General features: G+C 40.5%; 12 protein-coding genes. All 12 read right to left on the reverse strand.

Features of this window, described 5'->3' with window-relative positions; all coding sequences use genetic code 11:
- Positions 1-71: 71 nt before the first annotated feature.
- The gene (locus AM592_RS24945) at positions 72-197 is read right to left on the reverse strand and encodes a hypothetical protein (protein WP_264080167.1); all 126 of its coding nucleotides are present in this window, start codon (positions 195-197) and stop codon (positions 72-74) included.
- A gap of 65 nt (positions 198-262) precedes the next feature.
- Positions 263-523: a DUF2533 family protein gene (locus tag AM592_RS06955; RefSeq protein ID WP_053603119.1), complete on the reverse strand. Its 261-nt coding sequence runs from the start codon at positions 521-523 to the stop codon at positions 263-265.
- Positions 524-547: 24 nt separating this feature from the next.
- A complete protein-coding gene (locus tag AM592_RS06960) occupies positions 548-4,162 on the reverse strand; it encodes a dynamin GTPase (protein WP_053603120.1) in 3,615 nt (1,204 codons plus the stop codon).
- Positions 4,163-4,435: 273 nt separating this feature from the next.
- On the reverse strand, positions 4,436-4,939 hold the full coding sequence (locus AM592_RS06965) for an isoprenylcysteine carboxyl methyltransferase family protein (RefSeq protein WP_053603121.1): 504 nt from the start codon (positions 4,937-4,939) through the stop codon (positions 4,436-4,438).
- Between the two features lie 2 nt (positions 4,940-4,941).
- A complete protein-coding gene (locus AM592_RS06970) occupies positions 4,942-6,039 on the reverse strand; it encodes a type III polyketide synthase (RefSeq protein WP_053603122.1) in 1,098 nt (365 codons plus the stop codon).
- Between the two features lie 55 nt (positions 6,040-6,094).
- Positions 6,095-6,667 (reverse strand): xanthine phosphoribosyltransferase, encoded by a 573-nt coding sequence (locus AM592_RS06975; protein ID WP_053603123.1) that lies wholly within the window; start codon positions 6,665-6,667, stop codon positions 6,095-6,097.
- 107 nt (positions 6,668-6,774) lie between these two features.
- Complete coding sequence (locus AM592_RS06980; protein ID WP_053603124.1) at positions 6,775-7,227, reverse strand: VOC family protein; 453 nt, start codon at positions 7,225-7,227, stop codon at positions 6,775-6,777.
- 244 nt (positions 7,228-7,471) lie between these two features.
- The gene (locus tag AM592_RS06985; protein ID WP_053606014.1) at positions 7,472-8,980 is read right to left on the reverse strand and encodes a carboxypeptidase M32; all 1,509 of its coding nucleotides are present in this window, start codon (positions 8,978-8,980) and stop codon (positions 7,472-7,474) included.
- A 130-nt stretch (positions 8,981-9,110) separates the two neighbouring features.
- A complete protein-coding gene (locus AM592_RS06990; protein ID WP_053603125.1) occupies positions 9,111-10,139 on the reverse strand; it encodes a FecCD family ABC transporter permease in 1,029 nt (342 codons plus the stop codon).
- A 1-nt stretch (position 10,140) separates the two neighbouring features.
- A complete protein-coding gene (locus tag AM592_RS06995; protein ID WP_053603126.1) occupies positions 10,141-11,157 on the reverse strand; it encodes a FecCD family ABC transporter permease in 1,017 nt (338 codons plus the stop codon).
- Between the two features lie 60 nt (positions 11,158-11,217).
- Positions 11,218-12,171 (reverse strand): ABC transporter substrate-binding protein, encoded by a 954-nt coding sequence (locus AM592_RS07000; RefSeq protein WP_053603127.1) that lies wholly within the window; start codon positions 12,169-12,171, stop codon positions 11,218-11,220.
- Positions 12,172-12,335: 164 nt separating this feature from the next.
- Positions 12,336-14,267: an ATP-dependent DNA helicase gene (locus AM592_RS07005; protein WP_053603128.1), complete on the reverse strand. Its 1,932-nt coding sequence runs from the start codon at positions 14,265-14,267 to the stop codon at positions 12,336-12,338.
- Positions 14,268-14,293: the final 26 nt, after the last annotated feature.

Genomic DNA, 14,293 nt, shown 5'->3' on the forward strand with positions numbered 1-14,293 from the left:
CTCCTCCTCCGCCTATTTTACCACATCGGCAACAAAGAAAAACAGCTCCCTTTCCCAGAGCTGTCTTTCACTTATTTATTGGAAGAGGAAAGCTTCGCGACTTCTCTTTCCGCATATGAACCGGAATTTTCCAGGTTCTTCTTTTTTTCATTATTATTTTGCATGGCGTTTTTATTTGCCGGTTTTGTACGACCCATTTTTTCTCCCCCTTTTGTAAGGATACCGTTAGTATTTCCAAAAGAACGAGAAAACTTGATGGAAATCATTGCTTTTGATTAACGTACTCAGCCACCATTTCTTTTGTTACCAATTGTCTGACAGGGACGATTCCGGTTGAGGAAAGCTTTCTCATCTCTATCGTAATCTCATTGATCTGATCAACTGTGAAGCTTTCCTTTCGTTTGCATTTTCTGATCGCTTCTTCAATCGCTGCCTCTCTTTTTTGATCAAGCAGAAAAAATGTTCGGACAATTTTGTTTTGACGAGTTGAATGTGCGGTAATTGCAGCATGTACTTCTGCCATATTGTTCTTCCTTCCTTGGTAAATTTACGCGTTTACGTGCATCTGTCGGAGCTTTTCCAGCCATGACTTGCAAAATGATGCGGCTTGCTTTAACGTTTTTGCTTCTTTTATATCTTCGATTGCTTTTTCATAAGATGAGGCTTGCTCGTTCATTTGCCGGTAAGCTTCTTTCGCAAGTTCTGCTTGCAAATGCTCAGTCCGCTTAGCTAATTCATCCGCAATAGACAGTTTTGCTTCTTGAATCCACTGTCCTGCGGCAAGTGACAGCTTCTCGCGTAGAGCCTCGACAAACAAAGCTTTCCCTTTCAGATCCAAAAATGACCTCGGGCTTTTGATCATTTTTAACACTTCTTCTATCTCTGTTATTTCAACAGTTGGCTCAATCATTTGCAACGAGCTGTTCTGCTGAAGGGTTCTGGGTTCAAGAGTGATCGAAAAGAAAGATACCTCAAAGCTTTCTGCCTTCCATTGTAATGCTTGAATCCACTCAGCATCAACATGTTTTTCAAAAAATGCATTCAGCCGAAGTTCGAAAGCTTTCATTTCCTGATAAAACTCTGATTCGTATGCTGAGATGCATCTTCTCAATGCGCTTTTACAATTTTCCTGCCAGCTGCCGTTTTGCATGCCTGGATGAAATTCAGATTTGATAAGATCATTCGCAAAAAATGAAATTCTGCGCTGGATATGGTAAAGCTGCTCGCTCATATCCTTAATTGCCAGCTCTTTTATAATTGTAGACTTCCTTAGCATTTCTGCATGTTGAGCCAATTGAGCGAGCTGCTCTTTCATGTTTATTATTTCAGCTCGTTTATCTTCTTCGGATTTATTTAGAGAATCATTCAAGCGAAAAACCGTTTCGCACATGTTCTTACCGTCTTTTATCAATTGTTCGATTGAAGCTCTTGCCAAATCTTGCTCGATAAATTGGTAAAGATGGGACTCGAGTTCACGAAATTGATTGACAGAATCCGCATTTGTCCCCTCTAACATGTGCTTGCTTGATACCGGGTAAAGATTTGCTTGGGATATCCCTTCTTTACCCAACTCGCCTTTGACATAATGCAATACGATGTCCAATTCCTCTTCATTTTGGGCGAGGTCTGATGCATTAATGACAAAAAACATTTTGTCCGAGCCTAATGAATCCTGTACGAGACCAAGCTTCCTGATAAATGAACGATCCGCTCTTGAAAAGGAATGCTGATAATACGTTACATAAACGATAGCATCCGCTTCACTCATATACTGAAAGGCTGCTTCTGTGTGGCGTTTATTTATACTGCTTGCTCCCGGGGTATCAACGAGTTTAATTCCTTTTTCAGTAATCGGAGCTGATATGTAAACTGTGACTTCTTTTACGGCACAGGATACGTGTTCATCTGCCACAAATGGAAAGAGCTCCCCTGTATTTACAATCAATTTCTTGTTGTTTGAAATCGGCTCCTTAAACGCTTGAAAGGCAGTAAGAAAGTTTGAAACGATAGTATTTTGATCGGTTGAAAGCTTGCGTTGTTTTATCAATCGGCTTACACTCTCTTCAAATGAGCGCTTTTTTTCAGGGGAAAACTTCCCATCTGTCAGATTCACCAGTTCTTGCTCTATTTCTTCGACTGATTTGAATACAATCTCTGCCGTTCTATTCTGATGAGAATGAACAGGCTTGACGATCTTGTTTATCGTTGCTGTCGTCGGAGTCGGAGACGAAGGTAGAATTTTTTCTCCGAGCAGCGCATTGGCAAAAGAGGATTTCCCTGCACTGAAGGCACCAAATAACGCGATCGTAAACTGTTTCGTCTTGAGCCGCTCTGTTTTCTGATAAAAGTTCGTCCATTGGCTCTTGATAAGGTCAACTTCCGCTATTGAACACGCCAGATTTTCGAATAAATTAAGATAGTTTTGAACAGGAAGCTGCTTATTTTCACTCTCTTTGATGTGTCCTCGTTCATGCACCGGTTCATGATGCTTAACTACCGGAACATTTTTTTCCGACTCTGGTATATTTGTTAGACGATAATTGGTTTGGAACCAACGTGGATTCATATCAGGAATACTTTCTAATGGGTTATTCCATACATCCAAAATGTTCGTGCTTTTCTCCTTCAACTCCATTTGACGTTGAAACGCTGCTTCCATTTCTTCCAGCTTGCCTTTGTTATGCAGCCACTCATTATTTAATAATGTGGATTTCTCCCTTATTTTGCTGGATGCATGCTCATTGAAGCTGTTTAACAAATCGTTTACAGCATGTTTTCCTTTCCTCTTCAAAATGTCGGCGAGTTCACTTGAATAATTCATCACATATTCACTCGAAACGTGAGTCCCAGGTGTAACCGCTTTTAAAAGATCGCTTTTTAAAACCTCTGTTTCGTATGAAATCACTTTTGCTTTCAATTGTTCATCTCTAACGTAATAGCTTTCCATTGCATTTTTCAATAGATCGACCAGGTGCCAATCCATTTCTGCACGGACGCGTTCCTTCAACTCTGCAAAAAGGTTTTCAAATCTCGCCTGTTTTTCTGCTGACGTTTTAGCTTTCGAGAAGAACAACCCTTTTTTGAAATTCGGCAACAGCGATTCAAGATACATGCTTGCTTTTTCCCTCAGTTCAAAAGGTGTAAGATTTGCATTGCTGATGACTTTGTTTGCTTCAGCCTTTAACAACTCGTATGTATCGGCAGCATTACTTGATACATCATCCAATTTTTCTTCAATTGCTTCTAATTGCTTCTTTATGTCGGTGATCTGCTTTTGAAGCTCCTCCAGATTCCCATCCGTCTGAAGTACCTGCTCGATATGTTCATTAAGAACATTCGTTATTTTCGTCTCTGTATAGAAGCGCCTTTTTTCATCCGTTTGATTCTGGACGATGGAAAGCTCTTTTTTTAGATTTTCCATTTCATTTAAGGGAAAATCCGGTTCGGTTACTGACGTGAAAAACAGATGTTCTTTCTTTATACCTTCGTTCCTAAGCATATCAATCACTTGATTTTTATAAGCTTCGAAGGAAGTTTCGCTCTCGTCATGGCGATCGACTTGATTTACAATAAAATAGATACTTGGAATTTTGTCTTGAATGTAGTGTAAAAACCTGATGTTTTCTTCGGAATGAACATGATTGTAGTGGACAACATAGAACAGTGCATCTGCTTGATATAAAATTGATTTGGCATGAGCAAAATGAGTGTGGTCAGTCGAGTCAATTCCAGGCGTATCAATCATCACCGCTCGATCACCCAAAGCTGCAAATTCTCCGGAAATCTCGACAATTTCGGCCTGTGCTCCATTTTTGCAATACGCTTGAACCTTTTCTTTTTCATAGCGGCCTTTCATGCCGAAGCATTCTCCGTCAGACGTAAAAAGAGTAACCTGCGGCTCCCCCTTTTTTACCTTTACCAGATTAGCACTTGTCGGAATCGGACCAGAAGGCAAAACATTTTCATTCAGCAGAGAATTGATCAGTGAAGATTTACCGGCAGAATAATGCCCAGCAAAAGCAATATAAATTTCCCGGCTGCTTTCTTTATTCATGATGAATCCGAGCTGTTTGGCACGTTCGTGATCTCCGTTATTTATTAGCTCGTCATAAAGGATGCCTGTTTTCCATGCGAGCGCATCCTCTGTACGCGTATTTGTCATCTCTATCTATCCCCTTTTCCCTGATTCCCCGTTTGCAGGATTTCTCCTTATGTTTTATTTTACACAAAAATTAGATTATTTTCTTCCAAAAGAAAAAACCGCCATCGGCAGTTTTTATTGAATGGTTCGTTTTGATACTTTTTTTAAAACTAGACCGGTTAAAAGGCTGTAAGCAATTACGGCAAAGCTGAGAAAAAACGCGATCATGCTTCCACCTTCCCTTTGAAATAATAATTACAAACATCTTATCATTAATGATAATCATTTTCAATATTAATTCCTATTCAGCTGCAATGCTTTTTCTTCTTCTTGGATTCTTATTCTCATCATACATGCGTTTAATACGGTAAACATAAAAGCGGTGACATATGCATTATACAGCAAAGGCAGCAAAATAAATTCCAGAGCAACGACGATATAATTTGGATGCCTGCTCCATTTATAAGGGCCTTTGCTACAAAGTTCAGCGTCCGGAATAACAAAAATTTTCGTATTCCAGTAAAATCCCAGTGAGAAAATTGCCCAGTATCTAATCAGCTGTACGAGGCAAATAAAAGGCAGCAAAATTCCCCACCAGCCGGACAATGTCCGCTCCAACAAATTAACCTCGAGCATAAAGCAAAGAAAAAATAAACCATGCATGCTGACTAGGAACGGATAATGCTTCCTTCCATACTCAACCGCACCTAATTTTTTGACGGTGTTTTCATTTCGATTTGCCAGAAAGAGCTCACTGACTCTTTGCAGAAGAAGAATACTTATCATCAGCCAAAACATATTTAAGCTTCCACCCTTTCCCATGAGACAAGCAGCAGCTCTGAAGAAAATCCCGGACCAAGAGCACCGATTAATCCATATTTCTCTATGCCTATTTTATTTCGGCGGGCATGCTCTTCCAACACAAAAAAAACAGTGGAAGACGACATATTGCCATGCTTCGCCAATACTCGTTTCGAGAACTCAAGCTGGCTGTCTGACATGGATAGGCTTTTCTTATAAGCATCTAATACTTTTTTGCCGCCGGGATGAGCGAGAAATGGACCGATTTTATTTATCTCCAGCTGATTTTGCTCTAAAAAAGTGTCGACATTTCTTTTTAGCCATTGTTGAATGATCGCAGGTATATCTCGTGAGAAAATGACTTTAAAGCCTTCGTCGGTAAATTCCCAGCCCATCACGTCCTCTGAATGCTCCATTAGCATCGATTGTGTATTAAGAATTTTAGGAAATAAGGAATTGCAGTCAAGATTTCGCCTGGCTTCATCTCCGCACAACAGAGCACAGGCAATCCCGTCGCCAAATAATGATGTCCCGATTAAGTTGCTTTTGCTTTTATCCCCTTGCTGGAAGGTTAAACTGCAAAGCTCAACAGCAATGACTAATACAAATGCTTCCGGAAACGCCTGACAATATTCATGTGCTCTTGAAAGTCCGGATGCACCGCCAGCGCACCCCAATCCCCATAAAGGCATTCTTTTTGTCGATTTGCGAAAAGGGAGCGCATTCATAAGCTTCGCCTCAATGCTTGGAGTGGATAAGCCTGTCGAGCTGACAAAAATAATTGCATCAATTTGTTCCGGCAAAACTGTCTGTCCAAGACGCTCGTTCGTTAAGCAAGCTTGAACGGCATCTATGCTGTGCTTTAGCGCCATTTCTATGTATACGCGGTTTTTTTCTTGAAATGAATGATTCGCGAAATACCATTCTAGCGGTTTAACAAACTGCCTGCTTTCTATATCTCCATTAGTAAAGGATTTCAGCAGCCGTTCTATATCTTGAAACGAATCTTTAAACATTTCTCTTGCAAATTGAATTGCATCGGACTGGCTCAACTGATAGTCTGGCAGACTTGTCCCGATGGAAAGCACATAGCTCATTCTCTCACCTCCATGAAGTTAAGGTGTCCCGTGTGAGAATGAACTATTCAATGTATCAGTTGAGGAAATCGACTATACCATTAGTAAGTGAGTTGACCCTTGCGAGCGATTCGACCTTTATTCCTTGTTCCTCAAGCTTTTTTCTTCCTTGTTGAAATGATTTTTCAATCACAATTCCTATTCCCGCTAAGCTTGCTTCTGATTGATTAATAATACCTGCCAACCCATTGGCAGCTTCGCCATTGGCTAAAAAGTCATCAATGATTAATACATGATCCTCCTGATTTAAATAGCTGCCTGAGATCGCAATGGTCGACTCCGTATGCTTAGTAAATGAATAGACGGTGGCTGTGAGCAAATTTTCGTTTAGTGTAAGAGACTGCCGCTTACGTGCAAAAATAACAGGTACGCCGAGGACTAGTCCGGCCATAACTGCAGGAGCAATGCCTGAAGACTCAATCGTCACAATTTTTGTAATCGGCTCCTCTTGAAACCTTTTGGCAAACTCCTTCCCTATTTGGTACATTAGGACGGGATCGATTTGGTGGTTTAAAAACGAGTCGACTTTTAAAATCTCATCGGAAAGAACAATCCCTTCCGCAGCTATTTTATCCTTTAACATTTTCATAAAATTATACCTCCAATATAGGTAAATCCATGCTGATTGACTGCCGAAAAAAAACTGGTTTATCTGACCAGGTGTAGCTTTGAAAAAAAGTTTGATTAAAAACGTTCTTAACTCTTCCAGTTTTGGATTTCAATAATGTTACCTTCAGGGTCTTTTGCATAAACAACCGTCAATAAACCAAGTGATTCATATTGTTGGTTCACTAACTCTCCGTATTTTTCTCCGCCATGTTCTATCAACTTCGTCAAAACCTTTTCAACATCATCCACATGAAATGCAATATGTCCATATCCCTGCTGATTTACATATGAAGAATTAACCCTAAGATTCTCTGGATCATATTGAAAAATCTCTAAAGTTGGCCCCACGTTATATCCCGGTAATCTGAGGTGAATACCTTTAATTCTAGCTTTATCAATATTCGTCACTTTTTCTATCCATCCACCCGAAAGATTTCTTTCAGGATATAGAGGTTTACAGTTAAAAACCTCTATATCAAAATTAGCCAGCTTTTCCCAATCATTTGCGATAATATTTGTGTGAACATATTTTATTGCCATCTTGTTAGCCTCCTAAAGAATATTTCTGGTTACTAGTTTAACAGAAATGGTTAATGTCGACGTTCCAGTCCCCCTTCCATCCCTACTGAACCCAGCAAATAATCTTAGTTATTCCGCAAAATGGCCCGATTGCGGAACAAAAAAATCCTGCATATCATACAGGACTTTTAATCAAACTTTATTAGAAATTATCGAACTTTTTTACAAAGTATCAAACTTTATTTTAAATTAACACCAGGTTTTCTTACGGCTTCAAATAGAGAGTTTCGTATTTATCCGTTAAATAGTCAATTAAATACTGAACGTTTAATTCTTCGTTCGTAACCTCCCGGATGATCTCAAGAGGCTTCTTCCGCTTTCCGTGGACATGAACGTTTTCTTTCAGCCATTGTATGATTTGCTGAAACTCACCTTTTTCAATAAGCTGTTCAAATTCAGGTATGTCTTCAGCCAATTTGTTTTTAAACTGGGCTGCATACATATATCCTAACGCATAAGAAGGAAAATAACCGAAATCTCCGCCGGACCAATGAACATCCTGTAAAATCCCCTCAGCATCGTTTGACGGACTGATTCCAAGGTATGCCTCGTATTTGGAATTCCATAGATCTGGCAGCTGATCTACCGTTACTTCGTCATTAAATATTGCTTTTTCGATCTCATACCGAACCATAATATGAAGCGGATACGTTAATTCGTCGGCTTCGACTCGAATTAAAGAAGGTTTTGATTCATTCACCGCGCGGTAAAACTGATCTTCATCCACCGTTTTAAAAGCCTCTGGGGCATGGCTTTTAACGTCCGTAAAATACCTATTCCAAAAGCTTTGGTTTCTTCCAATAAAATTTTCAAAAAAGAGCGATTGGGATTCATGGATCCCCATTGAAGTTCCTTGTCTTAAATTCGTCCCGCTTAAGGCTTCATCAATGTTTTGCTCATACATCGCATGACCGCATTCATGAATCGTTCCAAATAATGCGGAGCGAAAGTCGTATTCATTGTATTTCGTCGTTACTCGGGCATCACCCGGATTAATCGTAATTTGAAAAGGGTGAACGGTTTCGTCTAATCTACCCGCGTTAAAATCATAGCCCAATTCCTTTAGAAAAAAGAGGCTAAGCTTTTTTTGGTCTTCCTTAGGAAAAAAAACAGACGCGAAGCTTGTATCTGGCTGACTTGATGATTGACCTACTTTTTTCACTAGCGGAACAATCGCTTCTTTTAATTTACCAAACATTTCGTCCAGTTTCTCAACCGTCAATCCCGGTTCATATTGATCTAATAACGTATTATATTTATTACCGGAGTATCCCCAGTACCCAAGAAAGCGTTTTTTATAATCAATCAGCTTTTCCAAATACGGAGCAAATAGGGAAAAGTCGGCTTTTTCTTTCGCTTCCTCCCACACGGTTTCCGCTTGAGATTGAAGTACAACGAAGGCTTGATATTCTTCTGCTGGAATTTTGCTGAAAAGATCATACACTTTTTTTGCTTCTTCGACGGCGTGTCTCGTATCATTATGTATGTGGTCTGATTCGTTGCTTAAGCTTTCAATCAGGTCTTTTATTTTTTCTGACGTTTGCATTTCAAAGATGACTGCCGATAATTCTCCGATAGTTTCTGCCCGGTCCGAAGCGCCTTTCTTCGGTGCCCCTGTTCTGGCATCCCAAAACAAAAGGCTGACTGCCTCTTCATAACGAGTAATTTTTTTTAATATCGAAAGGAATTCTGTTTCTTTTTCGCTGATAGCCATAGCCACAAGTTCTCCCCCTATACCAGAATAAGAGCATTAATAGATTTCAGATTAATGTAAACACTTGGATAAGTCAATCAAAAAACAAGGTTCGAAGCATATAGGAGAAACAGCATAAAAGATGTCGCAGTTATGCCTTGCTGCTAGTATTTCTGGATTCACGCCATAATAAATAAATAAAATAAGGTGCACCGATTACTGCGGTAATCAGGCCAGCAGGAAATTCAATCGGCGGCATGATTCCTCTTCCGATTGAATCGGCAATCAATAGAATTAGTGCTCCTGTAAGAATACTGACTGGCAGGAGATAACGGTGGTCTGCCCCTACCAGCTGTCTTGATATATGCGGGCTTATTAAACCGACAAAACCAATCATTCCAGCAGCCGCAACACTTGATCCTGTTAATAGGACAGAAATCCCTAATAAAACAAACCTCATCCACTCCACTTTAATTCCAAGGCTCGCCGCCACGTCTTGACCCAGCTGCAAAGAATTCAAAATTTCCCCTGACAAACCTGCAAATATGAGACATAGGATGGCCCACGGAAGAAGTTGAATGACGTTTTCCCAGGTTCGTCCGAACAAGCTCCCATTCAGCCATAACAGAGCAGTTTGCACATTTGTATCCGCTTGTGTCAAAAACAACTGAACACCCGATCCGCAAAAGGCACTGACTGCAATACCGACCAAAGCCAGCCTGATAGGTTCCGTACCAGAATCGTAAGCAATGAAATACACGAAGAGCGCAGCAATCGTTCCTCCGATAAATGCAGAAAGCCCGATGAATACGCTTGGAAGCTGCGGTAGCATCAATGAGCAGAAAACAGCAGCCACGCTCGCACCGCCGGAAATACCGAGAGTATCCGGTGCTGCAAGCGGATTTTGCAAAACAGACTGGGCGATTAATCCTGCAACCGCAAGGCTTCCACCCACAAGAATAGCCAGTACAATTCTAGGCAATCGGTAATGTAAAATAATATAGGCTTCGTTATGATTTCCGATACCGACGATGGCCTTAACGACCGACATAGGAGAAATAGGAACGGCACCAATTCCGATATTTATGATTGAAAATATTAACAAACATATGAATAATGCAGTAATTATGATGATGCCCCTCCGGTTGTTCACAACATGTTCCTCATTTCTTTTCTTCATTTCAAGCCCTCGAAAAAGATCTTCGTTTTTTGTAAAACTTAGCCAAATAAATAAAATATGGTGCTCCAATTAAAGCTGTTACTATCCCAACTGGTGTTTCATATGGAAAAGCGATAAATCTGGACATGACGTCAGCAGCCAATAAAAGAGCCCCTCCAAACAAAGCACTCAATGGCAGAATGACTCTGTAATCAGTTCCAGCGATATACCTCACCACGTGGGGGGTAATTAATCCGACAAAGCCAATAGGACCTACTGCTGCAACAGATGCCCCCGCCAACACGACGACGAGAAAACCTGCTGCTGCTTTTAGGATGAAAATTCGTTGTCCCAATCCTCTAGCCACATCATCTCCAAGCGCCAAAACGGATAGCGGACCCGCCAAACAAAAAGAAACGATAAGAGCAATAAGGCTGACCGGCAAAATAAGAAAAACATCCTCCCACTTTGTTCCGGCGACAGTACCTGCCAGCCAGACTAGGATGTTTTGCGCTGAATCTTCATTGAATAAAAGCAGCCCTTGCGTACAGGATGAAAGCAAGGCTTGAATGGCTACCCCGGTTAAGGCAACCTTTACCTCCAGATTTCCGCCTTTCAATATCGAACTAATAAGAAAAATAAGTGCAGCTGCAATAAAACCACCCAAAAATGCGGCGAGCAAAAGAGGCCATCCCATTATTCCCGGAATAAAAACGATGAAACTGACGACTGTAAACGATGCACCCGCGTTAATACCGAATACGCTTGGTGAGGCAAGTGGATTTTTCGTTAAAATCTGCATAAGTGCCCCTGCCACCGCCAAATTCGCTCCGATAACCGCAGTGATGACAGCTCTTGGCAATCGAACATCGTTGAATACAATCGATTCTTTTGACGTTTCACCTGAAAATAAAAAATGTATGATAGATGAAAACGAATAAGAAAAGGCGCCGATTTTTAAAGATAAATAAAAAAACAAAATAATAATAAAAAATAAACTTAATAGACATATCACGATCTTTTTTTTATGCGGATCCATGAGCGTTCACCCCAAATGAAGAGAACAGAACAAAAAAGTATGTTCTGTTCCTTATCACAATCATTGATTATCTTTCACAAACATTGAACCCAAGTCTTCCATAATATCATTGGCTGCAGGGATACTCCGGCGTCTCGACCAATCATTATGGTCTACTTCATAGACTTGATTTGTTTGTACAGCAGTTAATTCATTCCAAAGCTTATCATTTTTCAGTGCGTCTTTAGCAGAAGGTTCATCTTCTGTTTTTGTGATGATCAGTACATCAGGATCAATATTCACAAGTTGCTCTATTGTCATTTCCTGTTGAACCTCTTGCTCATCTTTTAAATCGTAATTGATGCCCACCGTTGTTAAAAAATTCGGAGTAAAGTAAGAAGAGGTTGGAACTTCAAATGTATTGCTTTCCGATGAGTACCCAGCTTGCAGAACTTTTTTGTCTTTTATATCCAGCTTAGCTTTTGTCTCATCCGCTTTCTTTTTATGATCAGCTATCAGCTTATCTGCTTCTTCCTCTTTGCCGAGAGACTTTCCGACAATCTCAGTTGCAGCTAATACATCCTGATAGCCGGCTGTATCGCTTTTCAACGCGATCGTTGGCGCGATGTTGGATAATTCCTTATAGATGTTTTTATGACGGTCAACGTCTGCAATAATTAGATCAGGATTTAAGCTCCGAATGACTTCCAAATTGGGTTGTGAGCGGGTACCCACTGATTGGTAGCCTTCAATTTTTTCTCGGATCGCTTGTGGAATTCTTTCAGGCCGCTCATCGTCAGCTACTCCTACCGGATTGGTTCCCAAGGTTGCAGCTAATTCAGTGAAGCCTAGCTCAAGTGTAATTATTCGTTCAGGATGTTCCGGAACGTTGGCTGTTCCTAGTGAATGCTTTATTTCTTTTGTATTCTTTTCATTTTTAGGCTCAGTTTGGGTGCCGTTTCCGCACGCTGCCAGAATAACCAGCAAAAATACGGAAAAGACGAGTCTCCATTGAAGCCGGTAACTATGTATCAATTCGTAAACCTCCTGTCAATTTCACCATAATAGCAATGATAACCATTATCAATTGGGAGGTCAATAGCCTGCACCTCATTGGAGAAAAAAAGTTGCTCCTAACGTTACTTTATTCCATTTGCCATAAATAAAAAAGAAAAGCTTTGTCAGCTTTTCTTCGTTTTTTAGGAGGCAGCAGGCTTTACCGGTAATACCCTTTCAACTTCTGGAAGTACATTTGTTTCCTGCTCTGTGCCTATGAAAATATCAATTGTACCCGTATCCTCACTCGATCGGATCAAACGGCCGATCCCTTGGCGAAGCCTTAGAAGCATGTACGGTAAATCCACTTCTTGATACGCATTCTCTGCACCGTTTCTCTTCGATTCAAATACAGGATCAAACGGAGGAAACGGAAGCGACCAAATGACGACATGCTCTAAAGACGCACCTGGAATATCGAGACCTTCCCAAAGGTGTACAGTACACAATACAGAAGCTTGTTCGGTTTGGAATTTTTTCACGAGCGTTGATATTTCTTCATCGCCTTCGAAATAGATAGGAAAATCAAATTGATGTTCGATTTGTTGTTTTTTAAACGTCATAAGCTCTTCGAATGTAGGAAATAAAACAAGTGTTTTCCCTTCGTATTCTTTGATTCGATTCACAACTTCAACAGCTTTCATTTCATTGGGATGATTTGATTCAGGCATTCTTTCAATCGTTATTTTCATTTGTTCCTCATAATCATAAGGAGAATCAACAGTAAAGCTGATAAAATCCTTGATCCCTAAGCTTTTGGCCATGTAATCAAACGATCCTGTTTCTGAAAGGGTAGCTGAAGAAAAGATAAAAGGAATATTTTTCGAAAATACCCGCTCTCCCAATACCTCCGAAACGGTCTTTGGCATGATAGTCAGTGTCGTATCTCCATCCTTGCTCTCGACCCAGCTGATCGCATCCTCATGGAACAATGAGAGAGAATGCGCCATTTGCTCAATGTACTCTTCCACGACAGTCAGTGCGTAATGGTCAATCGTATACAGCTCACCTTCGAACACGAGTGCTTCCCCGATTTGCTCAAGCTTTTTGTAAAGAGAAAATGCCTCGGTTTTCAACTCTTCCATTTGAAGAATTTGCATGCGGTCTGAACCAGCAATAGTTTCACTATGCTTACGAAGCTTGGCAAAAAAACGATCATTTTCTAGAAGTGTCTCTTCAATCAATTCGGCAAACTCTTCTCTAATATCATTTTGAAGAAGACGTTCAAGGAACATTTCGAGTGTCCCTTGCTTCACCCGATACGTCAAAGCTTTTTGCGCAGCGTATTCAAGCAAATGTCCTTCATCAAATACGACAGAACTGTGGTCAGGCAATAACGGAAGCTGTCCTTCCCTTTTTCTGCTTTCTTCCGTCCAGATGTGCTGCATGTAAAAATCATGAGAACAGATAATTAGATCTGTTGACTTTCGATAATGGTCTCTGGAAAGAGTCAATCCGCAGCGGTGTCTCATGTCACAGGTTAAGCAATCTTGGAAAGAATCATAGCCAACTTTAGCCCATTCGGCGTCGGAAAGCTCATGATAATCTTTTCTATCTCCGTACGGGTAAAAAGCTTGCATGGCCGATGATTCATGGACAAATGACGGTAAGGATTCGTAAAGATCAAGCCATTTCTCCTCATCCGAAAGCTGCATCGTTTTTTCTAATTTTTTCAAACATAAATATTGATCGTGTGATTTGGAAAGTCTCGCATCAATTTGAAGATTCAAATGCTCTCTTATTTTGGCGATGTCGCCTTCCTTTTTCACAAGCTGTTCAATCAACGTTTCATCCGCGCAAGCAATAATGGCGGGCTTGCCAGTATATCTTGCATGGCTGATGGCAAATAGAAGATATACAAGTGTTTTACCTGTCCCAACACCTGCTTCAGCAAACATCACCTTTTTATCTTTAAAGGCTTGTTCGAGCTGAAACGCCATGAATATTTGTTCATCTCTTAATTCAAAGCCTTTTTCAGGTAAAATATCGTAAAAAACGTCACCGATCCAATTGTTCAGCTCTTGATAAAAATTTGTTGATTTTGTTAACGCAAATGGCAGCTTTGATGTTGTCATGTATGCATCAACCTCCGTCCTCTACA

The sequence above is a fragment of the Bacillus gobiensis genome (genome assembly GCF_001278705.1).
Classification (GTDB): domain Bacteria; phylum Bacillota; class Bacilli; order Bacillales; family Bacillaceae; genus Bacillus; species Bacillus gobiensis.

Bases quoted from the DNA above. Each gene is read 5' to 3' on its own strand.
- AM592_RS06975 (WP_053603123.1), bottom strand. From the start codon at position 6,667: ATGAAAATGTTAAAGGATAAAATAGCTGCGGAAGGGATTGTTCTTTCC.
- AM592_RS06990 (WP_053603125.1), bottom strand. From the start codon at position 10,139: ATGAAGAAAAGAAATGAGGAACATGTTGTGAACAACCGGAGGGGCATC.
- AM592_RS06965 (WP_053603121.1), bottom strand. From the start codon at position 4,939: ATGTTTTGGCTGATGATAAGTATTCTTCTTCTGCAAAGAGTCAGTGAG.
- AM592_RS07005 (WP_053603128.1), bottom strand. From the start codon at position 14,267: ATGACAACATCAAAGCTGCCATTTGCGTTAACAAAATCAACAAATTTT.
- AM592_RS06955 (WP_053603119.1), bottom strand. From the start codon at position 523: ATGGCAGAAGTACATGCTGCAATTACCGCACATTCAACTCGTCAAAAC.
- AM592_RS06970 (WP_053603122.1), bottom strand. From the start codon at position 6,039: ATGAGCTATGTGCTTTCCATCGGGACAAGTCTGCCAGACTATCAGTTG.
- AM592_RS06985 (WP_053606014.1), bottom strand. From the start codon at position 8,980: ATGGCTATCAGCGAAAAAGAAACAGAATTCCTTTCGATATTAAAAAAA.
- AM592_RS06995 (WP_053603126.1), bottom strand. From the start codon at position 11,157: ATGGATCCGCATAAAAAAAAGATCGTGATATGTCTATTAAGTTTATTT.
- AM592_RS24945 (WP_264080167.1), bottom strand. From the start codon at position 197: ATGGGTCGTACAAAACCGGCAAATAAAAACGCCATGCAAAATAATAAT.
- AM592_RS06960 (WP_053603120.1), bottom strand. From the start codon at position 4,162: ATGACAAATACGCGTACAGAGGATGCGCTCGCATGGAAAACAGGCATC.
- AM592_RS06980 (WP_053603124.1), bottom strand. From the start codon at position 7,227: ATGGCAATAAAATATGTTCACACAAATATTATCGCAAATGATTGGGAA.